The sequence below is a fragment of the Vibrio frigidus genome (genome assembly GCF_042465995.1).
In the GTDB taxonomy this organism is placed as follows: domain Bacteria; phylum Pseudomonadota; class Gammaproteobacteria; order Enterobacterales; family Vibrionaceae; genus Vibrio.
Genome location: NZ_JBCDMC010000001.1, coordinates 518,808 through 543,002 on the forward strand (window position 1 = coordinate 518,808; position 24,195 = coordinate 543,002).

General features: G+C 42.7%; 25 protein-coding genes and 2 pseudogenes. 13 read left to right on the top strand and 14 right to left on the bottom strand.

The window, feature by feature from the left end:
- The first annotated feature begins 1 nt into the window (after window position 1).
- Window positions 2-706 (top strand): response regulator, encoded by a 705-nt coding sequence (locus AACW90_RS02250; RefSeq protein ID WP_390230162.1) that lies wholly within the window; start codon window positions 2-4, stop codon window positions 704-706.
- A 225-nt stretch (window positions 707-931) separates the two neighbouring features.
- Here the strand turns inward: AACW90_RS02250 and AACW90_RS02255 are convergent.
- From AACW90_RS02255 to AACW90_RS02280, 6 genes and pseudogenes are all read right to left on the bottom strand, one after another.
- Window positions 932-1,110: pseudogene (locus AACW90_RS02255) on the bottom strand (carboxypeptidase M32); the annotation flags it as partial.
- A 106-nt stretch (window positions 1,111-1,216) separates the two neighbouring features.
- Window positions 1,217-1,495 (bottom strand): hypothetical protein, encoded by a 279-nt coding sequence (locus AACW90_RS02260; RefSeq protein ID WP_390230165.1) that lies wholly within the window; start codon window positions 1,493-1,495, stop codon window positions 1,217-1,219.
- Between the two features lie 2 nt (window positions 1,496-1,497).
- Complete coding sequence (locus AACW90_RS02265; protein ID WP_390230168.1) at window positions 1,498-1,962, bottom strand: cytochrome b/b6 domain-containing protein; 465 nt, start codon at window positions 1,960-1,962, stop codon at window positions 1,498-1,500.
- 286 nt (window positions 1,963-2,248) lie between these two features.
- Window positions 2,249-3,043, bottom strand: a complete 795-nt coding sequence (locus tag AACW90_RS02270; protein ID WP_390230170.1) for a DODA-type extradiol aromatic ring-opening family dioxygenase — start codon at window positions 3,041-3,043, stop codon at window positions 2,249-2,251.
- Window positions 3,040-3,993 (bottom strand): glutathione S-transferase family protein, encoded by a 954-nt coding sequence (locus tag AACW90_RS02275; RefSeq protein WP_390230173.1) that lies wholly within the window; start codon window positions 3,991-3,993, stop codon window positions 3,040-3,042. Before AACW90_RS02275 ends, AACW90_RS02270 begins: the two co-directional genes overlap by 4 nt.
- Window positions 3,994-4,082: 89 nt before the next feature.
- Window positions 4,083-4,535, bottom strand: a complete 453-nt coding sequence (locus AACW90_RS02280) for a DoxX family protein (RefSeq protein WP_390230176.1) — start codon at window positions 4,533-4,535, stop codon at window positions 4,083-4,085.
- A 161-nt stretch (window positions 4,536-4,696) separates the two neighbouring features.
- Between AACW90_RS02280 and AACW90_RS02285 the strand changes: the two genes are divergently transcribed.
- Window positions 4,697-5,590, top strand: coding sequence for a LysR family transcriptional regulator (locus AACW90_RS02285; protein ID WP_390230179.1), 894 nt, complete (start codon window positions 4,697-4,699; stop codon window positions 5,588-5,590).
- Window positions 5,591-6,032: 442 nt separating this feature from the next.
- Here AACW90_RS02285 and AACW90_RS02290 read toward each other — a convergent pair whose 3' ends face one another.
- From AACW90_RS02290 to AACW90_RS02300, 3 genes are all read right to left on the bottom strand, one after another.
- Entirely contained in the window at window positions 6,033-6,236 is a 204-nt protein-coding gene (locus AACW90_RS02290) for a hypothetical protein (RefSeq protein WP_390230182.1), read from the bottom strand.
- Window positions 6,230-6,922 (bottom strand): SDR family oxidoreductase, encoded by a 693-nt coding sequence (locus tag AACW90_RS02295; protein WP_390230184.1) that lies wholly within the window; start codon window positions 6,920-6,922, stop codon window positions 6,230-6,232. The genes AACW90_RS02290 and AACW90_RS02295 overlap by 7 nt, the downstream gene beginning before the upstream one ends.
- A 123-nt stretch (window positions 6,923-7,045) precedes the next feature.
- On the bottom strand, window positions 7,046-8,239 hold the full coding sequence (locus AACW90_RS02300; protein WP_390230187.1) for an MFS transporter: 1,194 nt from the start codon (window positions 8,237-8,239) through the stop codon (window positions 7,046-7,048).
- Between the two features lie 192 nt (window positions 8,240-8,431).
- Between AACW90_RS02300 and AACW90_RS02305 the strand changes: the two genes are divergently transcribed.
- From AACW90_RS02305 to AACW90_RS02320, 4 genes and pseudogenes are all read left to right on the top strand, one after another.
- Window positions 8,432-9,313 carry a LysR substrate-binding domain-containing protein gene (locus AACW90_RS02305; RefSeq protein WP_390230190.1) on the top strand — a complete coding sequence of 294 codons (882 nt, stop codon included), beginning with the start codon at window positions 8,432-8,434 and terminating at the stop codon, window positions 9,311-9,313.
- Between the two features lie 115 nt (window positions 9,314-9,428).
- A complete protein-coding gene (locus tag AACW90_RS02310) occupies window positions 9,429-10,532 on the top strand; it encodes an alkene reductase (protein ID WP_390230193.1) in 1,104 nt (367 codons plus the stop codon).
- Between the two features lie 3 nt (window positions 10,533-10,535).
- Entirely contained in the window at window positions 10,536-11,627 is a 1,092-nt protein-coding gene (locus tag AACW90_RS02315) for an alkene reductase (protein ID WP_390230197.1), read from the top strand.
- A gap of 396 nt (window positions 11,628-12,023) precedes the next feature.
- Window positions 12,024-12,215: pseudogene (locus AACW90_RS02320) on the top strand (NUDIX domain-containing protein); the annotation flags it as partial.
- A gap of 53 nt (window positions 12,216-12,268) precedes the next feature.
- Here AACW90_RS02320 and AACW90_RS02325 read toward each other — a convergent pair.
- Window positions 12,269-12,862, bottom strand: a complete 594-nt coding sequence (locus tag AACW90_RS02325) for a hypothetical protein (RefSeq protein ID WP_390230200.1) — start codon at window positions 12,860-12,862, stop codon at window positions 12,269-12,271.
- Window positions 12,863-13,185: 323 nt separating this feature from the next.
- The gene (locus AACW90_RS02330) at window positions 13,186-13,905 is read right to left on the bottom strand and encodes a helix-turn-helix transcriptional regulator (protein WP_390230837.1); all 720 of its coding nucleotides are present in this window, start codon (window positions 13,903-13,905) and stop codon (window positions 13,186-13,188) included.
- A 183-nt stretch (window positions 13,906-14,088) separates the two neighbouring features.
- On the opposite strand from AACW90_RS02330, the gene AACW90_RS02335 reads away from it, so the two are divergent.
- From AACW90_RS02335 to AACW90_RS02345, 3 genes are all read left to right on the top strand, one after another.
- Window positions 14,089-14,694 (top strand): alpha/beta fold hydrolase, encoded by a 606-nt coding sequence (locus tag AACW90_RS02335; RefSeq protein ID WP_390230203.1) that lies wholly within the window; start codon window positions 14,089-14,091, stop codon window positions 14,692-14,694.
- The gene (locus AACW90_RS02340) at window positions 14,694-14,990 is read left to right on the top strand and encodes an alpha/beta fold hydrolase (RefSeq protein WP_390230206.1); all 297 of its coding nucleotides are present in this window, start codon (window positions 14,694-14,696) and stop codon (window positions 14,988-14,990) included. Before AACW90_RS02335 ends, AACW90_RS02340 begins: the two co-directional genes overlap by 1 nt.
- 140 nt (window positions 14,991-15,130) lie before the next feature.
- Window positions 15,131-15,700 carry a YdeI/OmpD-associated family protein gene (locus AACW90_RS02345; RefSeq protein WP_390230208.1) on the top strand — a complete coding sequence of 190 codons (570 nt, stop codon included), beginning with the start codon at window positions 15,131-15,133 and terminating at the stop codon, window positions 15,698-15,700.
- Between the two features lie 327 nt (window positions 15,701-16,027).
- On the opposite strand, the gene AACW90_RS02350 is transcribed toward AACW90_RS02345, so the two are convergent.
- Window positions 16,028-16,237: a hypothetical protein gene (locus AACW90_RS02350; RefSeq protein ID WP_390230211.1), complete on the bottom strand. Its 210-nt coding sequence runs from the start codon at window positions 16,235-16,237 to the stop codon at window positions 16,028-16,030.
- A gap of 149 nt (window positions 16,238-16,386) precedes the next feature.
- Between AACW90_RS02350 and AACW90_RS02355 the strand changes: the two genes are divergently transcribed.
- Window positions 16,387-16,677, top strand: coding sequence for a putative quinol monooxygenase (locus AACW90_RS02355; RefSeq protein WP_390230213.1), 291 nt, complete (start codon window positions 16,387-16,389; stop codon window positions 16,675-16,677).
- A gap of 89 nt (window positions 16,678-16,766) precedes the next feature.
- On the opposite strand, the gene AACW90_RS02360 is transcribed toward AACW90_RS02355, so the two are convergent.
- Entirely contained in the window at window positions 16,767-18,227 is a 1,461-nt protein-coding gene (locus AACW90_RS02360) for a DUF3360 family protein (RefSeq protein ID WP_390230217.1), read from the bottom strand.
- A gap of 369 nt (window positions 18,228-18,596) precedes the next feature.
- Between AACW90_RS02360 and AACW90_RS02365 the strand changes: the two genes are divergently transcribed.
- The gene (locus AACW90_RS02365) at window positions 18,597-21,155 is read left to right on the top strand and encodes a DUF294 nucleotidyltransferase-like domain-containing protein (protein ID WP_390230219.1); all 2,559 of its coding nucleotides are present in this window, start codon (window positions 18,597-18,599) and stop codon (window positions 21,153-21,155) included.
- 341 nt (window positions 21,156-21,496) lie between these two features.
- On the opposite strand, the gene AACW90_RS02370 is transcribed toward AACW90_RS02365, so the two are convergent.
- Window positions 21,497-22,018, bottom strand: a complete 522-nt coding sequence (locus tag AACW90_RS02370; RefSeq protein WP_390230221.1) for an NADPH-dependent FMN reductase — start codon at window positions 22,016-22,018, stop codon at window positions 21,497-21,499.
- A gap of 146 nt (window positions 22,019-22,164) precedes the next feature.
- Here AACW90_RS02370 and AACW90_RS02375 point away from each other — a divergent pair, with 146 nt between their 5' ends.
- Together AACW90_RS02375 and AACW90_RS02380 are read left to right on the top strand one after the other, a co-directional pair.
- Window positions 22,165-23,067, top strand: coding sequence for a LysR family transcriptional regulator (locus tag AACW90_RS02375; protein ID WP_390230223.1), 903 nt, complete (start codon window positions 22,165-22,167; stop codon window positions 23,065-23,067).
- Between the two features lie 119 nt (window positions 23,068-23,186).
- Complete coding sequence (locus AACW90_RS02380; RefSeq protein WP_390230226.1) at window positions 23,187-23,942, top strand: nitroreductase family protein; 756 nt, start codon at window positions 23,187-23,189, stop codon at window positions 23,940-23,942.
- Window positions 23,943-24,195: the final 253 nt, after the last annotated feature.

The following is a 24,195-nucleotide window of genomic DNA, read 5'->3' on the forward strand; positions in this document are numbered from 1 at the left end:
AATGAATACGCATATTTTGATTGTGGAAGACGAAGAATACATTGCCGAAGTCTTGATTGCGTATTGCCAAAATAGCGGTTTTGAAGTGACCCATCTTGCGTCGGGTGCAGAAGTCGTGGCGACGGTGAAATCGCAGACGTTTGACTTAATGCTGCTTGATTTAATGTTGCCAGATATGGACGGTATCGAGATATGCAAACAGGTACGCCAGTTCTCTCAGTTGCCCATTATTATGGTGACCGCAAAAAGTGAAGAGATCGACCGATTGATTGGTTTAGAGCTCGGAGCCGATGATTATATTTGCAAGCCGTTTAGCCCTAGAGAGGTGATTGCGAGGGTCAAAACGGTACTGCGCCGAACTTTGGCGATTCAACCGAATCCTGCCATACATAGCCCTGAGTTAGTTTTAGGACAATTTGTATTGAAGCCTGACGAGTATGAGGCTCGATTTAGCGGCTGCTTTCTCGACTTAACGCCCAAAGAGTTTATGTTACTTCGTCTGTTGGTTGAGCATCCGGGGCGAGTGTATAGTCGTGATGATATTCTCAATGCGCTTTACAGTGATCTTGCGGATGTATCAGACAGAAATATTGATACCCACATTAAGAACATCCGCAAAAAAATACATGCCGTTGCACCAACCGCGAACCCTATCCGTTCGGTTTATGGTGTGGGCTACAAATTGTTGCATGAAACACTTAAATAATCTGTGTATAGCCAGTTAGCGAGATGACGATTGGGTGTGTAGTGGATGAATGAATTTGGCCACTTAACTAGATATTTTGCAGTACTTCAGGTTATCCATTAAAAGCTAAATTAGCAAAATCACTGACAAGGTTTTGTCCAAAAATGAGTTGATGGCATCGTATTTCAAAATGTGATTAAAAAGGCTGAATCAGAAATACCTGACCAGCCTTAATTATTTATACCACTAGAGGTAACGACTTCTCGAATGCGCCTGAAAGTGCGCGACATTCAGGTTTCTCCAGTCGCTGCTTTAACTAATTCATCCGTGGTCAACAAACTGCCTTTAGGCCAAGTATTCTCAGATAACCAAAAGAAAATAAGGGAGAGATCGCCGCTTTTAATCACCGAATCAACGTCAACGGTATAATGTAACCTGAAAATTTATCGTATTCACAGAGTTAGCGAATTCTCCGCAGACTTGTTTTTGTACCATTCTGACTCTGTATAAATCAGGGATACTGTAGAACCGCTAGTTGAATAAGCGTTTCTTACGGTTAAATACTTTCAATATTAAAAGAGATATCCCCATAGGAATACCAATAAGAACTAACTCTTTAACAAACGGCAAGATATAATTAAAAAAAGACGGGCCTTTTGGTTCTCCATTTTCACCATGAGAAAAGCCTTCTTGGTTAATTTTAGCTGCCCAATCTGTTTGTTCTACCACTATCATAAGTACACTAATCGCTACTGAAACCATCAAAACAATTACAAGGCGCGATTTCCAGTGAGTTTTAAGATATTTCATATTTAGGCGCTCTTTGCTGTCATGCGTTTAGTTAGTTTAACAATCCAATTCCAATACAATGCTAGGTGAATTCCAATTACTGGCATAATAAGTGTGGCTGAGTCATGGTGAATTTTGGACCAGAAGTCTTGAATATGGAGATCGATATTGAATGCAGGTAGTAAGGAAACTGAAACAAGAAACCCACTAACAAAAACAAGTAGCATGACAAGATAAAGTATATAAGCCCAAACTATACTAAATTTTTCTTTTTTGGATGCCCCTGACGACATTCTGCGATAGCTCGATTTAATCCAATCCCAGTGAAGCAGGATGTGAATTACAAAAGGGATAGCAAATATTAAACTGAACCATTCATGCAATGGAACGCCAGTAGATTGCGGGGCAGAAACTAGCATGAAGCCTAACAATAAAAGGCCATCCATTGCATAACGCGTTTTTTGTAGGTTTTGTTTCCAGTCAGACATTTCCGAACATCCTTAATAAAGCTATCCATAAACTTGATTTAGAGACCAAATTTAGTAGATATTATCAAGTTGCAATTATTATAGAGCAACTGTCTTTACAAATAATTACGTTCTCAAAAGTTTGGGAGGAGGAGTGTTGTGTGTTGTATGTTGTATGTTCCTCCACCAGACTAAAATCGAGACGATTGTCACTTCGTAACTAAGATTTGCCCCATTCGGTGTTAGCCTTGCAGTTTATACCTATCTTGGTTGCTGCTTCTTTTCTAAACTAAAGTAATGTTATTGCTCACTGAGACCAAACATAACTCTCCATTGAAATGGAGTGATGCAAGATTGGACTTTCCAACACCGTAAGATTATCAGCGTTATCTTTTGCTCCCATAGCAATAACTAACGGCAAATAATGCTCAGAGGTAGGGTGTGACTTCGTATAGTGAACCGATTTAACGTGAGGCTGTTTTGCCTCCGCTAAATTGCCTTCAAGAACGATTTTCCGTGCCCAATTTTGGAATTTGTTTGCATAATCTGCGACGCGCTCGTGACTCATTCGAATGTCATATAAATTGTGAGTCAAGCTACCTGAGCAAATAACCGCAATATTCTGCTTACGCAATTGTTTCAAGGTATTACCGAGCTTTTCTAGTTCATCTGGTGATAGATCAACATTCAGCGACAATTGCACTATTGGCTTGTCTGCATTTGGGCGCAAGTGACACAGCGGTACCCAAACACCGTGATCCCAGCCTCGGTAATTGTCCGCCTTGGTTTCGAAACCATTGTTGGTTAATAAGTCGATGACTTTATTACCAACAATGTGTGAGCCCATGGCTGGGTAGTTCAATTCGTATAATTCAGGTGGAAAGCCACCAAAGTCGTGTATGGTTTCTGGCTGATCGTTGGTGATAACGACATTACCGCGGGTAAGCCAATGTGGTGATATCACTACGATAGCTTCCACATCATCAAATTTAGCGGTTTGATGGGTTAAGTTATCGGTCACCTGTTTTTGAGCCTCGATGCTTGCGCCTAACGCAAACATCGGAGAACCGTGACCAACGAACATCAGAGGTGCTAGTTTCATACTCCCTCCGGTATATATTTAAACCAATCCAATCGTGGTCCCCTAGGAATAATGCCCGATGGATTTAGTGCAGTTATCGAGTAATAGCCCGCTTTAATATGATCGACACGAGTGTTTTTCGCAAAGGCTTCGATTTGTAATAAGCGGTCCAAATACGCTGACAACGCAGGGTAGTCTGAGATGGCTTTGATGTTAGTTTTAAATAGGCCATGGTAGGCCACATCAAATCGGATCAAGGTAACGAATAACCGAATGTCGCTTTCGGTTAGCTGGTTGCCAACGGCAAAATCGTTATTCGCAAAATGTGTTTCCAGTTCTTCTAAGCGAGCGAAAATATCAACCATGGCTTCGTCGTAAGCTTTTTGGCTTGAAGCGAATCCTGCGCGGTACACGCCATTGTTTAAGCTGTTGTAGATACTGGCATTAAACTCTTCAATTTGTGACTGCAACTCAGTCGGGTACAAATTGATGTTTGAATTATGAATCGGTCGTAAGTCTTCGTTCAAAATATGAAGAATATCAGCAGACTCGTTGTTGATGATTTTGTTATCACCACAATCCCAAAGTACAGGCACAGTCGCTCGACCAGTGTATTGGTCATCAGTCATCGTATAGAGATGGTGAGCGTATTCCACTCCCTCAATGTCACTCTCTGTAGAGCCTACCGTTGACTCAGATTTCCCACCAAATTGCCAACCGAAATCTGTTAGTACTGGGTCTAAGATTTTCACGTCAATTACATCTTCTAAGTTAAACAACGAACGAGCAATTAATGTGCGTGTTGCCCAAGGACAAATGTAAGCAGCATAGAGTCGCAAACCTTTATCGACTGCTGACTGTGCATCGTCAATGCGATTTGTAAATGCGCTGCTTTGGCGGATGAAGCGGCCTTCACTGTCTTTCTCTTGAACGGGTTCCCACTTGAGTTCCCACTTACCATTTACCAACATAATCTTTCCTTTTTTCGGAGAGTCCCCTACGAGCGTACGCCATGGGCCTCTGTTGTTTGTCTAATTTGTTTCGAGTCCAATAGCTTTTATTAAGCGGTTTTGGTTGCACCAAGTAAGCGGTTATCAATGGCAAACTTTCCGCCACCTTGAATGGCTAGCGCAAAAGTGGCAGCGAATAACGCCAAAGCAAACTCGTAACCGTTATTGCTGATAAATAAGCCATGGCTGATGTGAACGCTGAAGATTGCCACTAACATGGCAAATGCATTGACCACTGCTGCTGGGCGAGTCAAAAGGCCAAACATCAAGGCTAAACCTCCGAAGAATTCTGCACTGCCAGCCATCAATGCCATTAGGTAACCGGGAGCTAGCCCAATGCTTGCCATCCATTGGCCAGTGCCTTCAAGTCCATAGCCACCAAACCAGCCAAACAGCTTTTGTGCACCATGTGCAGCTAAAACGATTCCAACTGGAACTCTCAGTACCAGCGCCGCAAAGCCAGCATTGGATTGAATTACTTTGTTAAACATTTGCTTGTTCATGGATATTCCCTCTGAGTTGATTGATTCAATTAAGCCTTAACTTGGGAATAAGATTACTGTTTCTTATTTTGATGATAAATGGCATTTTCATTGAATGAATTCCAATGTATTGTTGGTAATGAGCTAAAGATAGGAGTTGTTCAATGGATAGGATTGACACCATGAGGGCGTTTCTCACGGTTTCTAGAGAAGGCGGTTTTACCAAGGCGGCAGAGAAACTGGGAACGTCAAATCAGTTGGTCAGTAAGTACGTATCTCATTTGGAGGAACAACTCGGGGTGCGGCTGCTTAACCGCACGACGAGAAAAGTACACCTAACAGAAGCGGGCGAGCGATGTGTGCAACACGTTCAGCACATTTTGGAAAGTATTCAAGAGATGGAAGGGAGCATGGGGCAGTTAAAGAATGAGGCGCAAGGTTTACTGCGTATCAGTGCACCGGTGACTTTTGCTACCAAGCATCTCGCTTCACTTATTCGGGATTTTAAGCAGCTCAATCCGGCTGTGGGTATCGATTTGCAACTCAACGATCGGAAAGTCGATGTGGTTGAGGAGGGCTTTGATTTAGCGTTACGGATCGGGCAATTAAAAAGCTCATCCTTAATTGCAAAGCGTGTTGCTCCGGTTCGGCTGGTTATGTGTGCTTCCCCTGACTATCTTGAACGGCATGGAACGCCAGAGCATCCGGAACAGCTTATTCCAGAGCATCTGCTAAGCTACAGCTACATGGATTACAGTCAATCCGAGTCCCCACTTATGAATGCTCTGAAGCGCTCGTCAAAAGAGGAGAGTTCCGGTATATCTTGCAACAACGGCGATATCCTCGTTGAGTCCGCTATAGCGGGAGAGGGCTATGTTTTTCAACCCACTTTTATCGTGTCTGACGCAGTAAAGAAGGGCCTACTTAACGTTATTCTAAAAGAGTTTGAGCCAGAACCCATGGCGCTATATGCGGTGTATCCGCACCGTAAGCTGATTGCGACTAAGTTGAGTGTTTTTATCGAGTTTCTCAGTAACTATTATGGTGATTTACCGTATTGGGATGATGTTTTTTAAGACTCGGACGGCTCCTGTAGTGGCTAAGTGAACTTGGACACGTATTTAGAGATTATCAATACCTGAGTTAATCCTTTAAATGCTAAATTAGCAAAATCACTGACAAGGTTTTGTCCAGAAATGAGTTGATTCAGTAGTTCGGCTGAGAAGGATCTGCCCCGTTTCTTGTTAGAGCAAAGGCTCATGTACATTCTGTTGTTCGGGATTTGCCATATCTGAGCGGAGAAGAGCCTCTGAGCTAATCAATTTGTAGAATGTAAGACCTGTCTCCCATTTATTTCATGTCAATGAACTCAATGAATAATCTTTGATAATGACTTTTAGATGGCCTGAAAGTTGCGTTTCAAAAGAACCTCAAACTAAGAAAGCCTCAACCACTACAAAGTCCTCCAAACGAATAGAGTCGAGCCATTGATATTAGAAAAGCATCAATGGCTTTGAGTTATGAACCCTCCATGTTACTTGACTCTATTGAAATATCGCCTAAGTAATCCATATCCAGTTCATTCCACTCCCATTCAATATCAGAAAAGTCAAAGTCTACTTTTAGCAAGAGTAAAACTAAACCTAAACCACCAAGGATCACAAAGGCGGCATTCTTAAGAGTGGTTCTTATCGATAAACTTACATTTGCAGTATTTACCATGGCAGTTGCGTACCATCATATACAAAGAAAGAGCCTGAATGCTTGACTTCTAGGTGCGCAATGACATTGATTATGCCTTCCACACTCTGCGCTGTGGTGATTTTCCCATCAGGCCCACCCATGTCAGTTTTTACCCAGCCCGGATGTATTGCCATAGTTTTGATACCTTGGCTGGATAGCTCACAAGCCAATGATTTAATAATCTGGTTTAGCGCTGCTTTAGATGCTCGGTAGCTGTATCGCCCACCAGTGCGGTTATCATCAATACTGGCTAAAACGGAGGTCATCCCAACGATAGTTTTGTCTTCACCACTCGTTAGGTTGTTCAGCAATGCTTGTGTGATCAAGGCTGGAGCTACGGTATTAATGGTCAGTACCTCTAACCAACCTTTTTGCCCCATATTACCTAAAGCTTCACATTGATTTCCACTTACGCCAGCGTTGTGAATAAGTACATCAATTGGTTGTTCATAAAATGTTTGGCTCAATGCTAAGATTTGGTTTTCATCAGTTACATCTAATTTATGTAAAGTAATATTGCGATAAGCATTGGCAAGCTGAGTGAGTTCAGATGCTGAACTGAGGTCGCGACAACACGTTATCACACACCAGTCATTCTGAGCATATTGTGCCGCGAGCTCTAGGCCAAGTCCGCGGTTAGCTCCAGTAATAAAAACAGTCTTCATTGTGATTCCTTAATTCAAATACGAGCAACAGCACAAAGGTAAGAAAAGCCAGCGCTTTAAGTAATCTCCAATAGCTGTTTGAGTATTGCAATACGCAGGTATCACAATACTCGACTCATAAAGTTATGCGGATTCAAGTCCGGCCCGTTGAGTGTTAGGCGTTTTTGTATCTAATCTTCCACTTAATCGAGTTAGTGTAAGAGCGACGAGAACAACCATAGCGCCAACCCAAGGGGTATGCATTAGGCCTGCTTTTGCAACAATAATACCGCCGCCCCAAGATCCTAGGGCAATACCGACATTAAACGCCGCAATGTTTAAGCCTGAAGCCACATCCACTGCATCGGGAGTGTATTTTTCAGCAAGTTTTACTACGTAGACTTGTAAACCAGGGACATTACCAAACGCAAATGCCCCCCAAACTAAGATGGTGAACACTGCTGCTACTGGGTTAGCAGCGGTAAAGTTAAACACAACCAATACTGCCGCCAGACCTGAGAAAATAATGGTTAATGCTTTGATTGGCCCCATCTTATCGGCCATTTTTCCGCCCCAGATATTACCGATTGCCACAGATACTCCGTAAACCAGCATGATTATGCTGATAGCACTTGAACCAAAACCTGACACTTCTTCTAAGATTGGTGCAAGGAACGTGAAAGCAGTAAATGTGCCGCCGTAACCCAGTGCTGTAATGGCGTAAACAAGCAGTAAGCGAGGCTGAGTCAATACTTTCAGTTGTGCTGACAATTTTGCCGCTGGAGGTTGTTTTAAGTTATGTGGCACTAAGATCGCGCTACCAATTAAAGCAATAAGACCCAGTATTGCAACAATTAAAAAGGTCGCTTGCCAGCCAAAAGATTGGCCGATATAAGTTCCTAAAGGCACCCCCGTCACCAAAGCAACGGTTAAACCTGTAAACATAATGGCAATAGCACTGGCCGCTTTCTCTTTAGCCACTAAACCAGTGGCAATTGTGGCACCAATGGAGAAAAACACGCCGTGGGCAAGGCCAGTCAATATTCGGGCTGCAATTAAGGTATCGTAACCCGGTGCTTGCCACGCCAGTAAGTTACCAGCAACAAACAGGGACATTACGGAAAGCAGCACGTATTTTCGATTCCATTTTCCTGTCAGCGCGGTTAAAACGGGAGCGCCAATCGCAACGCCCAATGCATAAAGGCTAACAAGTAGCCCCGCCGATGGTAGTGAGACATTTAAGTCAGAAGCCATGGTTGGTAGTAGCCCAACTATCACAAACTCCGTTGTTCCGATAGCAAAGGCGCTGAGCGTCAATGCGAGAAGTGCTAAAGGCATAATATTTATTCTCTGTTGTTTGAAAATGACCAGCAATAGCCGATGTATTTGTTGCTATGCAGTCGTGTTGTTAATTGATGGGGGGCATTTTGCACTAAAGCTTTTTTGTGAAAAATAGAGGTTTTTACAAATGATATTTGTTATAAATGCAATAAAGCTAATGAGCGAGTTGATAAAATTGAGGAAAATAGCATGCGAACAAAATCTGATGATTTAGGAATTTTACTTGCCGTAGTCGATACAGGTGGTTTTTCTGCGGCTGCAGAGAGCTTAGATATACAAGTCGCGCGAGTATCAAGAGCGGTAAGTAAGGTGGAGAGTCAACTTGGGGTCACTATTTTAAACCGAACCACCAGGCGTATTGAATTAACCGATGAAGGGCGTCAGTTCATTGACTCTGTGCGGGTGGGGTTAATGCAATTACAACAGGCGGAAGAAGATATTATTTCCCGTGGGGAATTGCCCAAAGGCCGTTTACGTGTCGACGCGGCTAGTCCATTTGTGTTTCACCAACTGGTGCCATTGGTGCTGTCATTTAATCAAGCCTATCCCGATATTGAGCTGGAAATAACCTCCAATGAAGGCATTGTGGATTTGCTAGAAAAGAAAACCGATTTAGCAATCCGTATTGGTGCGTTAAGCGATTCAACGCTTCATGCTAGGTCGCTGGGTCGAAGCCTCTTGTATATTGTGGCTTCGCCAGAATATATATCAAAACGAGGGCTCCCCAACAAAACCAGCGATCTCGCTCAGCATAATCTCATTGGATTTGTCGCCCCCAAGATTTTGAATGACTGGCCTTTAAAAGATTTTAGCCAGTTAGACGCTTTAATGTCATCAAGTAATGGCGAAACCATTCGACAAATTGTGTTGGCAGGAAATGGCATTGCATGTCTATCAGGGTTTATGGTGAATAAAGATATTGCCGAAGGGCGTTTAATCCCGCTGTTGGAGAGCGAAAAAATCAACCACCCAAGAAGAGAGCAAGTCAACGCGGTATATTATAAGACTTCTTCTGTGGCCAAGCGGATCTCCGCTTTTATCGATTTTATTAAGCCTAAGTTAACCCTGTAGACAGCTTGAATGAGCTGATTATTGCAAATTTAACAAATATTATTTGTCTTTGTTGTTGTAAATGTTTAGTGATTCATTTGCTAGTATGCCCCTATCAAATGAAGAGGGTTCAACTATGTCACTATCACTATTTCAACCATTTACGCTGGGTGGACTCACACTCAAAAACCGCATTGTCATGCCACCTATGACGCGCTCAAGAGCCAGTCAGCCTGGTGATATCGCTAATGACATGATGGCAACCTATTACGCTCAGCGTGCCAGTGCAGGATTGATTGTGTCTGAAGGCACGCAAATTTCAGCTACTGCAAAAGGCTATGCGTGGACCCCAGGTATTTACACACCTGAGCAGATTGCTGGTTGGCGTAAAGTGACTGACGCTGTGCATGCCAAACAAAGCGCTATCTTTGCGCAGTTATGGCATGTGGGCAGAGTCACTCACCCAGATAATATTGGTGGTGAGCAACCGATTTCTTCATCAGCGTTAAAGGCGGAAAACGTAAAAGTATTCGTTGACAATGGCAGTGATGAACCTGGTTTTGTTGACGTCGTGCAGCCTAGGGCAATGACAAAAGCGGATATTCAACAAGTCATCGCAGATTATCGTCAAGCGGGATTTAATGCGATTGAAGCAGGTTTTGATGGCATTGAACTGCATGCTGCGAATGGTTATTTGATCAACCAATTCATTGACTCCGAAGCTAACAACCGTACCGATGAATACGGCGGTAGCCTGGAAAATCGTCTTCGTTTTCTTGATGAAGTCGTTGCAGCATTAGTTGAAGCGATTGGTGTTGACCGTGTTGGTGTGCGTCTGGCTCCTTTGACTACCTTAAATGGCACCGTAGATGCGAACCCTATCGAGACCTATACCGCTGCTGCTGCGTTACTGAATAAGCACGGCATCGTTTATCTGCATATTGCTGAAGTTGATTGGGATGACGCCCCTGATACGCCCGTGTCTTTTAAACGTGCCTTACGGGAGGCTTATCAAGGCATTTTGATTTACGCAGGTCGTTATAATGCGGAAAAAGCTGAACAAGCTATTGATGACGGACTGGCTGATATGATCGGCTTTGGTCGACCTTTTGTGGCTAACCCAGATCTGCCAAGCCGAATTCAAAATGGTTACCCACTCGCTACCCATAATCCAGAGACGCTGTTTGGTGGTGATGAAAATGGCCTAACCGATTACCCAACTTATCAACGTAAGGGCTAGTTTATGTTATTTCAAGAATTCAGTAACACGGGATTAAAAACAAATAATCGTATTGCGATGGCACCTATGACGCGTTCACGTACCACTCAGCCGGGTGACGTGCCCAATGAAATGATGGCAACGTATTATAAACAGCGTGCTAATGCCGGTTTGATAGTCACAGAAGGTACGCCGATCTCAACTGTGGGCCGTGGTTATTCAATGACACCAGGTATCTACACTCAAGACCATATCGAAGGTTGGAAGAAGGTGACACACGCGATTCATGAAGAGGGTGGTAAAGTTTTTATTCAGCTTTGGCACGTTGGTCGTCGTAGCCATTCTATTATTTCTGGAGAGCAACCATTAGCACCGTCAGCGCTGAAAGTGCCTGATCAAGTGTTTGGTTCATTACCAGAAGGTGGTTTTGGCATGGTCGAAACAGAACAGCCAAGAGCTATGAGTCAGCAAGATATCGACGACACCATTGTAGATTTCGTGCAAGCAGCAAAAAATGCCATTGATGCGGGCTTTGACGGTGTAGAAGTGCACGCCGCTCATGGTTACTTACTGGATACTTTCATGCGTTTAGAAAGTAATCAACGTGATGACCAATATGGTGGTAGCCAAGAAAACCGCATGCGCTTTATGCTTGAAGTGCTGCAAGCGCTAGTCAACGAAATTGGCGGTGACAAAGTCGCGGTTCGCGTATCACCTCATGTCATCGAGGGCTTTGCGGAAGAGGATGTAGAGATTGTCGATGTTATCTTAAAGGCGCTTGAAAAAATGATGCCGATGAATCTGGCTTATGTGCATTTCTCTGAAAATATTTCTCGTTATGTTGAGGCACCAGAAGCGTTCCGCCAGCAAGCACGAGAGGTATACTCAAACCCTATCATGGTGGCTGGCAAGCTAACTAAAGAAAGCGCACAAGTTTTACTTGAGAAAAAGTACGCAGATTTTGTTGCATTTGGTACGCCTTATGTTACCAATCCCGATTTAGTTGAGCGTTTTAAAAATGATTGGCCGTTAACGGAGTTTGATGCTGATGCGCGCCTGAATCTCTATGGAGGCAGTGAGAAGGGTTATATCGATTACTCTGCATATCAAGCGTAAAAATATCATACCCAAAGGTTCCAGCAATCTTTGGGTAAAAATCATCAGAGCCGTATGAGTGCTTTTTGAGGTGGCCGAAAGTGGACATCACCATTTGATATTTCTGAACCTCACTTTTCCAGATTCAAGCGTTTCTACATGATGTTTAGATCTAGTTATCATGGTGCTCTCTGACTTTGTAATACTTTCAGTAATGTGAATTTTGCCAGTTAGTTAAATCACTCTAAGTAGGTTTTGTCCAGAAACGTTACAGTTGGCATTTTATAAATTTGTGAATGGTATTCCCAAACTTTTTTAGACTGAGAATACCTATTGCTATGCTCATGTTTCATTTGTTCTGGTCTTCCTCATGGGTATAGAATTTACGAATTACTGGTTGATTCACGATATAATTGAATGAGAGAACCATTTCAAGTATTAGTATCCCCATACAAAGTAATAGTTTCGGAAACCCTCTTCCTGATTGCTCGCAGAGCAGACAATGGCGTGTGGCAAGCAATTTCTGGTGGTGGTGAAGATAGTGAATTTTCGCTTGATGCTGCAAAACGAGAGTTATATGAAGAAACCTTTTTAACAGGCAATGATTGGATGTAACTAGATTCTATGCGTTACAAAACAAGTGTCAAAATTACCTAGGCTTTTTACAGCCCTTTCAGTCGGTCTTTGTGTTCCATAAGCAGGTTTATGGCGTCCAGATACTGATATAACCCGTTAGCCTCAAGCTGATAAAGATCGACCTTATTATCTTCCAGCAATAATCCTCTGCTTCTAGCCATTTCCAACAAGTTGGTCTGTCTAAGCAGACGGAAGAGTAAGCCATTGGTATTTTCTTCTGCTGAGCTGATTTCTTCCCTGAGTTGATTGTTAAGCGTATACAACTGATTCGTCTCTTCAGGGACAATCATCGCTGGTGATAACTTATCGTGCAGGATCAAACCTGAAAAATAGGCAACGAGAAGGCCGATTGCGGTTATCAGGTTTACGCCCACGGTGAGATAACTGATTATAATGACAAGAACGGATAGGCCACAAATCCAGCTCAGTCGATTGAGGGTTTGTCTGCGCCTTTGCCCACGTTCAGCCTTTAACAGAATTTGGTTCAGGGTCAGAAGTTGCTGACAGCCGTCTTTTAGGTGGTTTTCATATAAAGCGATAACCGTCATGGCTTCTTTTCCGTCGTCACTGTTGATTTCTTGCTGGTTTTCTACGTGCTGATGTTGATCTATCTGGGTCATACCTAGCTCACTTGTATTAACGCTGGGCCATGAAAGATAAATAGACCCGGCTCTCAAGATATCGGTTATGTGGTTGAAAGGTGGAGAGAGCGATCAGACTAAATAGTGTCTCAAAAACATTAATTGATTTTTATGGTTTATATATATGTGAGTGGCATCGATATGTTGGATGAAGCCAGACAGATGTGATCTCGGTTCTATGATGCTCATTTCTACGTCATAAATGATGAGAAGCTTGCCTAAAGTCTCTTTCCTCGTTGTCTGCATATTAATTGTCTCAACTCGACCGACCTAAACAGACGAATGAATAGAGTTTATGAAAGTTAGCGAGCGAGATTGCGAATTGGAGATACATGATCTTCGAACGGCACATGTCGTCGTAGAAATGTGACCCCTTCGACGAATTCAGGCGTACTGATTCGATCCATTCGAAAATGGCGAAAATCACTGCATGCAGGATCCCAGGCGACCAAATACCAAAGTGGTGGCAGGATCAACATAGCTTGCGGCTCAACGTATCGGTTGGTTACTGCTCCTTTTGCGTCACGGTATTGAAAGCGCAAATGTAGCCGTTGCAAAAAAGCTGTCTCGAAAGCGGGCAGCAGATCGGGGTCCATTTCTCCCATATCGCTTATGTCCACCTGCGGTGCAAGTTTCGCGACATACAAGCAATCCAGTAGACGGCGCAGATCGCCTAATTTGTCTGATGGCAATGCGCTTTCGATTTTGGCAAGCCCTACATCTGCGAGCCCCGAAAATGGAATACCTCCGGTTGCATACATAGATGCAACGCTGATGAGAAGTGCAAAGACCTCGGCGACCGAGAGTCGAATTGTGGTTTGAATAGAGCGTGGATCAAGTTGCAGGCCTCCTCCGCGTCCAGGTTCAGAATGAATGACAAAACCGTCATCGCGCAGTGTGCAAATATCACGTAATACGGTACGTCGAGATGTACCAACCTCATCCGCTAGATCGGCGACCGTCGACGTACCGTTGCGACGAAGGATACGCACGATGGCGTCTTGTCGTAGGCGAATATTCATTTCGTAAGGTTTCCATTCAATGGTGTCATTATTTGTCACCATTAGCTTATATACTTTATCTGTCCACGTCAGCAAGGAGATGTCGAAGGTGCAATGTACATCCGTAAATCGCTGACGCTGGAAAGCGGGCCATCCGAAAAGGAGGTGCTGTCTGAACATCCAATATAGATAAAGGAGAAAGCAATGTTTGATCCAACCGATTTCCCTAAACCCACCCTTATTTCAGTCAACGGTGTGAAACTCGAAGTCTACGAAGCGGGTCTGCAAAATGTAGGAAACCCCATTGTGCTCTGTCATGGCTGGCCAGAACATGCGTTTTCTTGGCGATATCAGATACCCGCGCTCGCAAGAGCGGGCTACCATGTCATTGTTCCAAACCAGAGGGGTTATGGCAACTCATCTCACCCGACAGAGGTAGCGGCCTATGATATTGAACACTTGTCGGGTGATCTTATCGCACTTCTCGATCATTACGGATACGAAGATGCCACCTTTGTTGGTCATGATTGGGGGGCGATGATCGTTTGGGGGCTGGCCTTATTGCATCCAAACCGTGTTAATAAAGTGATAAATCTGAGTTTGCCTTACCAAGAGCGTGGAGAAACCCCTTGGATTGAGTTCATGGAACAGATACTTGGCAGTGATTACTATTTTGTCCACTTTAATCGACGTCCAGGCGTCGCAGATACCATATTGGAGGAGAATACATCCCAGTTTCTTCGCAACCTGTACAGGAAAAATGAGCCGCAGAGAGAGCCAGAGCAGAAGTACCACTCGGTGAGGCGATAATGAGCGACAACGAATTGTCCGTTTTCGTATCAGCGTTCGAATCAACAGGGTTCACTGGCAGCATAAATTGGTATAGAAACCTTGACCGAAACTGGCGCTTACTGGCGGAAGTGAACCCAATTATTCAACAGCCTACGCTCATGATCTATGGAGACCGGGATATGATTCCGAAGTCTGAAAAACTAACAGAGTTTGTACCTAATGTAGACGTCGTCAATCTAGATTGTGGCCATTGGATCCAGCAAGAAAAGCCAGAAGAAACAAACCAAGCAATTTTAGAGTGGTTGGGACATTAGACAACAACCTAGCCCTAAGAATGCCTCTAGACGAAACTTAACCTCAAACGGTTGGAGAGTATATTGGCATTCTGTAGGAAGCGCTCGACGATGCAAAAATTGGTGACTAACTATTGGTGGCTAACTAAGGAGGCAATAAGATGGCAGATCTGATTTTTTTCAAAAACCAAGACGAGTTTACCGTTTGGTTAGAAGCGCATCATGCTGAAGCTAATGAACTTTGGGTCGGTTTTTACAAAAAGAGCTCCGGGCGTGTAAGCCTTACGTGGTCTACGTCGGTTGACACCGCTCTGTGTTTTGGGTGGATCGACGGTATACGAAAAACAATGGATAAAGAAAGCTATAAGATTCGCTTTACTCCGCGCAAAGCACAAAGCGTATGGAGTGCTGTGAACATAAAGAAGGTAAAAACATTGATGCAACTTGGAAAGATGAAACCAGAAGGAATCAACATCTTTAACAACAGAACCGATAGAGAGGGCTATTCCTCTGAACAGAGAAATGTACCACTTGGCAAAGAGTATGAAGGACAGATCAGGCGAAACGAACCCGCTTGGTTATTCTTTGTTAATTTAGCACCATCCTATAAAAGAGATTCTATTTGGTGGGTTATGAGTGCTAAGAAAAAAGAGACACAATTAAAAAGGCTATGCATATTAATTGCGTCATCTGAAGCGGGTCTAAAAATACCAACCTTGCGAAAGAAGTAAATATGGCGTAACTCTCATTTATTTCATATCTGGGGCTACGTTGCCCTACTAAATGTGCGCGCTAAGACGCTTTGTATATGTGTTCAGAAAACTAGCAACATAGGTAAATGAACAAAGTGTGACCTGCTTAATATTTAATCGCTTCTACTCCCTCCACCTCTGCGCAAATGGGTCACCGCCAACCAATGTGATTTTGGATTTGTTGATATACTAAAAGTTATTCAAGGGTAGTGAAATTAGCAAAAACACAGACTTACCTTTGTCCTGGAATGGTTTCAAAATTTAATGCCAGCACTCATGGTTAAATCTCTCCGACGTGTTTTGACCTTAATGACAAGGAGAGTTGTGCGAACGTTGTAGAAAAGACGAATCGATACTTGAACGTTTTATTAATCGTTCTGAATTACCTATCAAATACGCGTTGGCTGGTACAGGAAACAGTAGCAATAAGCTCCCTGTCGTTATCCAACTGTAGTTATCCAAAAATACAACGTTGATCTTTTGATTTGCAGCCATCACCATGACTTCTGGATCCATATTATATTAACCTCACGACAACTGATTAATACCAATTCGGTTGATATACTACTCACCCTACCAGAAAATGAGTAGAATTAGGATTGCCGTTCTGTTTCAAACGCTCGGTGTAAAATGAATTTTATCGAAAATAAAGAAAGGAAAACAACGTGGCTAATCTAACTATCTTAGCGAAAATTGAAGCGAAACCGGGTCAAAGTGAATTTGTTAAGCAAGAAGTGTTAAAGCTCGTCGAGCCATCGCGCCAAGATGAAGGTTGTATTGAGTATCGTCTACAAGCTGACAATAATAACGATGGATTGTTTGTGATGTTTGAAATGTGGCAAAGTCCTGAGATGCTGAAAAAACACATAGAGACAGAACATTTTCAAGCTTTTGTAAAAAATACTGAAGGTAAGATAGAGCCTTTAGTTGTAAATGAGATGACAGAACTGGCCTAAACAACGGGCAATAAAAAGGGCGCGAATTATTTTTCGTGCCCTTATTTTTTATTAGTTGGCGACTGATTACTATGAGTTATAGCTCAGTTTTAGTTACCAATCAGCGCAGGAATACCCGGTAATTGACCTACAACCGCAAGTGAACCAACACAGATAATAAATGCGATGCCTGGGATTAAGTATTTGTCTTTAGCCGAAAGTGTTTTCGCACGTTCGTGATCACCAATCAGTCCCATATTATCAAGCAACATTGTCGCCGCCCAACCAAATACCGGGTTTACAAAGGCACAAGCGAAGATACAAATACCAGCACTTAATGAATCTTTGTGCTTGTGAATCATTTGCATACCAGCTTCAAGCAATGGAAGGAATACACCCACAATAAGTGCAACACGTAATACAGGTTCCCACATTGCTAGATCCATTGGATAACCAATCACAGCAGCAAGAATACACATGATACCTGTCAGTAATGCGCCACCTGGAATCGGACGTTTCGCAATCGCTGCTGGGATCATATAAGTACCCCAAGATGATGCTAAGTTACCACCACCTAATAGCGTACCAACACCTTGACGGATTGAAGCTACAGTCATAGTGTCATCAACATCCATTAATACACCTTTTGCTTCTTTCGGGTAGTTTAGCTCTTGGAAAACACGGTGACCAAGATAATCAGGTGACCACATTGCAACCGCTAAAAGTGCAAAAGGTGTTACTGCAATGAAATGCTCTAGGTTTGGCCAGCCTAATTGCCAGCCTGTGGTTTCACCCCACCAGTAGAATGGGCTGAAATGAGGCAATCCAGGTGCCGTTGTAAAGGAAAACTCAGCACCCAGAGCGTAAGCAACAACACCAGCGATTAAAGAACACAGCGGAATGGCTAACCAGCGCTTGTTTACTTTTGCTAGATAAGCGTAAACCAAAACAGTAATACCAATGACCGCAAATGAGATGTAGCCTTGGTCAGTACTTGCTGCCCAAGCTTCCGTCTTATTAATTTGGCCAATGAGCCCTACCGCACCTAAATAGATTAGTAACCCCCCTCGAACCCCAACACCGGTCAGTGTCATGAGCTTTGAGCCACCTTTGGTATAGGCGAGCGTCAAACCAAATAAACAAACCATTATCCCCAATGCCAATGGGTGTCCACCCGCGGAGGCTATGAGTGGTATGAGTGGTATCATTGGCCCATGCGTGCCGGCCAAGTTAGCGTTCGGGTTTAAAATAGCGGAGAATAAAATAACAAAAAGAGCACCAGCAATAAGCAACTCGTAACGAACGTTTTCTGCAACGAATTCAGACGAAAGACCAAACTGCGCTGCAAATACCGCAACCATCGCGGTTACCATCACAACTTTACCAATTGTTGCGGCAAGTGCTGGTACAAAGTCTTCTATTTCAATACTGTAGTCACGTGAAGGCAAGTGGATACCCCAACGCTTAAAGTTCATGATTTTAAGATCATGGTTTAGAAACTCTTCTCGACTTTCAAATTCTTGCGCTTTTCTGCGTAAATCTCTATAAAACTTCTTATCTTTGTCAGACATATAGTCATTCCTATAAGGATTTTGAGTTTTACCATAGCCAGTCACGTTCCACTTACGCGTGGTATACTGGTCTTCAACCAGTACTAGACGACATCCCAGACGCTACCATGCTTCTTTATATGGTTAGTAATAAAGAGGGAAAATGACGGTTGGTATTTCTCGATGATAAATTACTGAAAGAAAACCTCTCAGATTGAATGAAAACGATTAAATCAGGCTAAGTTTATAAAATCCATTCAGCAAAATTATTGATTTAGATTAATTTATCAAAAATAGTTGGGGTGTAATGTGGTTGTTTGAGTAGACTTGCTACTTAGCGCACAATATATGATTCATTTATCAATAGTCCTGTTGAGATAAATATACGTAATGAAAATTACCGAGCACGCTAATCGTACAGAATACCTTTTTGGTGTTCGTGGCGAAGACATTCACAAATGGATTGATGGTTTTTTTGACCATGATGGAACTGACCATTCGTTAAGAATGGCCAGAAAGATGGACTATGATCCCTATGATCATCGTCGTTTTCGTCACTGTAAAGAAGCCCTCTTTGAAGCGATTAAAGAGTTTGGTGATAAATACACCAATCAGCAGATCAAAGATGTGTTTGAAACCCATTTGCGAGATGATTACGACGGTTACTTACCTTCTCGCGCAGATTTCGAAAATGGTACTTTCACTGCAAGGTTTCATGAAGCCACTCATGGTGAAGAACTCAGTGAAGTTTTAGATGCGAACGAGTTAGCCGACTATTTTAATGGGTTGCCCTCTTCGCAGCAAGAGAGTCAAAACACCCTCGCGAGTTTCAGTCTCCGAATTGTATTGCCAACCGTAGCCGCTATTGTACTGTTTGTTACCAGCATCATTTACGTCATTGTTCCGCTTGTGGAAGACTCAATGCTGTCACAAAAACGCCAGATGCTTAAAGAGTTGACATCAACGGCAGTCAGTATTGTTGACAGTTATGTCGCATTAGAGCAGCGAGGTCTCTTGGAAAAAGAAGATGCTCAGTCTCAAGCGGCTACGGATATTAAAGCAATGCGCTATGGTAGCGAAAATAAAGATTACTTCTTTATAACTGATATGCAGCCAAAAATGGTGATGCACCCTTATCGAAAAGAGTTAAAAGGACAAGATTTAACTCACTACACCGACAGTGAAAATACCACTGGTTTTCCGGTGTTTGTTGAGATAGCCAAAATGGTCAGTGCTCAACAACATGGGTTTATCGAGTATCAATGGCAGTGGAAAGATGACCCGAGTATTACTTCCCCTAAAATGACTTATGTTGAAGGTGTCGAAGAATGGGGCTGGATCATAGGGACGGGTGTCTACTTTGAAGATGTTCAACAAGGGATCGATTTTCTTGAAAGTACGCTATACCGTGTGTTCTTTGTGATCACCATTGGGCTGATTGTCATCATGGGCTACGTGATTACTCAATCTAAAGTGATTGAAAATCGGAAAAAACGGGCTGAAAAAGCTCTGCATGAAGCGAAAAACAGATACAGAGCTTTGGTTGAGTCCTCAAATGAAGGTTACATATTGACCGCCGACGGTAAAGTTATCTTTTCTAATAGTCGGCTCCACCAGTTGCTTGGTTATACAGACACTGAGTTGAAATCCCAATCGATTTGGAAAGATCTTTTTTCAGACAGCCCTCAAAATACAGAAGTTTTACGCCATCTATTATCGCTTTTTAATCATGATAGTGAACCGGGAGAATTTGAGGCTCAGCTTCAATCAAAAGGGGGTAAGCAGGTCGACATAATATTGAGTACATCGAGAATATTTTTGTCTGAGAAACTTGGCCACGTCATCACTTTCCGCCCTATAGTGCGTAAGATTTATGGTGGTCGATTTGGGCCAATGAACCACATAACTAATTATCAAAAAATTAGCAGTAATATTGTGGTTGAGATAGAGAATGGCCGTCGCCATGGGCAAGTCGTAGAGTCACTTAATCGACTTCCAGATCTAATACGAGATATGATAGAAACCGGCACTCGACCTGATTATTTACGCCGTCTCATTGGCAGCACCTACGACGCCGCAATTTGTCGTTTTATCGAGCTTACTATCAATGATATTGGAGAACCGCCTGTGCCGTTTTCTTTTATCTCGTTTGGCAGTAATGCGCGTCATGATATGACACTCTTCTCGGACCAAGATAATGCCATCGTATTTGAAACCCCTGCGGATGCAGACCTCAAGTCAATTCGGCGCTACTTTTTGCATTTAGCAGAAAAGGTATGTGCCATGCTTAATCAGGCGGGTTACAGTTATTGTGATGGGCTAATTATGGCATCTAATCATCAATGGTGCCTGAGTCAGAAAGAGTGGGAAGAAAACTTTAGCCTTTGGATTGAACAAGCTTCACCGGAGTCGATTCTAGAGCTCAATGTGTTTTTCGATATTCGTTCTACTTATGGTCATGCCGACTTAGTTAATGGTATTCAGTCGCACATTCAAAAACTACTCCATATACATCCTGATTTTCTGCCCACTTACGCGCACAACTGCTTGTCATACGAGATACCTCTAAATACCTCAGATGAGATAAAAACAGAAGATTATGACGGTAAGGCATCACTGAATTTAAAAGCAGCTTTGAGGCCAATGGAGATTTTTTGTCGAATCTATGCCCTTAAACATGATATCAGAGAAAGCAATACCATGGCTCGATTGAAAGGGATGTTAGCGCGAGGAGAGATCGATGCGATTACGTTTCGCGAAATGGTCTACATTTTTGACCATATTTGGCAACTGCGATTTATCAATCAGATCATCGAATACACAGATTTGCGTAAAGTGAATGATGTTCTGGCGCTTAGTGATATCACTGAACTAGAGCAGAAAAACTTAAAAAATGTGCTGAGTCATATTTCAATATTCCACGATAAAGTCATGCGAGATTTTCTTTAATATTGATGGTGAATAAAGAGAAGCTGGCAAGCTATTATCCAGCTTTTTTATACTATCGAGTATTTGCGGCACAATTAACAAACAACAATAGTTTCAAGGTGCTTACTCTAACCTGAATTAACCAAGTTGAGGCAGACCCGCTATCTTGGCTTTGTCCAGAAACGAGTCGGTTCAATCTGGTCTGTTCTTTCCACTAGAGATTGAGTGCTTACAAGACAAAAACTTCCCAACGTTAATGCACATAGACAACGTCTTCTTGTAAACAAAAATACGAAAAAAGGCAAAACAGAATGATTCTTCTTGTTTTGCCTTTTTTATCTAATTACTGGCTTATACGTTGATTAAAGCTGAGAAATCGCACTTAATAGCTGATCAACAAAAGCTTTATTGGTTAACTGGCCGGTTTCTAAATCAAAGTTGTCGTAGAAACTTGGGATAGATATCGCCCCCTTCACATCGGCTGCGAAATGAGGTGCAGAACCTTGTGCGGCTGCAAGAACACTACTTGCACCGCCGGGACCCGGAGAGGTGGCTAGCATGATAATGGGTTTGTTTTGGAACACTTGCATATTTATTCGAGAAGTCCAATCAAACAGGTTTTTATAAGCCGCCGTATAAGAACCGTTATGCTCTGCAAATGAGATAACAATGACATCTGCTTCACCAAGCTTTTGATAGAACGCTTTCGCAAGTTCTGGTTGGCCAAGTTCTTTTTCTCGGTCTTCATTAAACAGTGGTAGCTCATAATCATTGATGTCTAGAAGCTCTACCTGTGCACCTTCTATCTGTTGTGCGGCGTAATGAGCGAGATGTTTGTTTATAGAGTTTTTGCTGCTACTTGCTGCGAATGCGAGTACTTTCATAATCAATGCCTTTTCTTTTTCATAGGGTATGGGTACACTTTAATTGAAACTCATATGTTTATTAATCCCCCAAATGTGGACTTATTATTTCCAAATGACTCGTAATAGAAAACAATGGCGATAACAGATATATAAAAGGCATTCGTATGGCGGTAAAGAGCAACTTATTAGACGGCATGGTCATTTTTGTTCAGGTGGTTAAGTTAGGCAGTTTTACCTTAGCCGCAGACGTGAGTGGGCATTCCACTTCATACATCAGTAAAGAGGTGAATAAACTTGAGGCGCGGTTAGGTGTTCGCTTGCTACATCGAACCACTCGGTCATTGAGTTTAACACCGGAAGGCGAGCTTTATTTCCAGCTGAGTAATCAGATAATTGAAGATGCGGAGCAGGCAGAAAACGCTATCGTAGGGAAACAAGGTGAACCACATGGGCTGTTGCGGATCAGTTGTCCCATGTCGTATGGTCTTTCTAATCTAGGCCCAATTTTGGATCAATTTATTGAAAAATACCCTAAAATTCAGTTAGATATTGATCTCAATGACCGAAAAGTTGATCTCGTATCCGACGGCTTCGATATTGTCATCCGGGCCACTATGCACCTTGAAGACTCAAGTCTGGTCAGCCGCAAGATAACAAGTTCAGAGGCGTTAGTGCTTGCGTCTCCTAGCTACCTTGCTAAACATGGTACGCCACAACATCCCTATGAATTGGATCGACATAAAGTCATCAGCTATAGCAACCTGAGACAACCGAATGTCTGGCCATTCGAGGATCTTAACGGTGAGCAGATACTCGTCCATGTAGAAAGCCATGTATTGACCAATAATTCAATGTTGGAAGTTGGGCTTGCGGTGGCAGGCCAAGGGATCTTTCGGATTCCGTGTTTCGCGCTAAAAGATGAATTGGAGACAGGTAAGCTGGTTGAACTCTTTCAAAACTGGGCCAAGCCCTCTGTTGGTATCTTTATGGTGTATCCAAGTAGAAAACACATGTCAGCGAAGGTGCGCTGTTTTATTGATTTTGTAATAGAAGAGTTAGGAGATTAGAGTTATTACTTTAATTATTAATCTAATTAGATAATAATTATATGGTTACTAGTGCATAACATGGTTAAGTATAGATAAATGCAATCAACGATCAAAACTAACTTTAATAGGTTGAATTAATGAACCCTACAATAGAACAAATGCTGAATCGTCGTTCAGTTCGCAATTTTTCTGGTCAGGCGGTTACTCAAGAAGATTTGCAATTGATTTTGCAATCGGCACATCAAGCGCCAACATCCGTTAATGGCCAGCAAATTTCATTGGTTGTTATTCGAGACAAAGAGACGATTCAGAAGGTAGCTGATATCGCAGGTGGTCAGCCGCAAGTTGCTGGCGCTGATATATTTGTTGCCGTCGTAGTGGATTACTTTAGAGCCGAATCAGTAATGAAAGAGCTTGGACAAGAAATCGTTATCCCTAGGGCTGCTGAGGGGATAATGGCTGGTGCTGTTGATGCGGGTATCATGCTAAATGCCATTCAGACGGCTGCGGAAGCAATGGGATATGGTACGACTGCCATTGGTGGTATTCGTCGAGACCCTCAAGCCATGATTGAGCTGCTTGGGTTGCCAAAAAATACATACCCATTAGTGGGGACAACCATTGGTGTTCCAGATACAGATATGCCTTCTGCGGTTAAACCGAGAGTGGCAATAGAAAGTTTCGCTATGTATGAGAAGTATGATGCCAATAATGTAGCGAGTGGTGCAAAACAATATGATAAAGATCTTCGCCAATGGTGGGATAAAATTGGTATGACAGATATGCCAAGTTACGCAGCCTCAACAGGCTCGTTTTACAGCCAAGTCTATTTCCCGACAATCGCGAAAACGCTAAAAGCGCAAGGCTTCGGTTTCGACGATACAATAGAGTAATCTGTTCCATACGTGATGATTCAGATAGACGAAAAATAGTCAGTAATTTATACCAATCTAGACAAGTAATTGATGACGAACTTACTTAGCCTAGTATAAATTACTGGCTATTTTTTCATTAAATTTTGGGATACTCGCGTCTACGCCACACACCACTTTGCATTTTTGCAAACCGCGTTTGAACAGATCGCCATAACACTTTTTTAGGTTCACTAGTACACTAAGTCCATACACTACACTCTTTAAACCACAA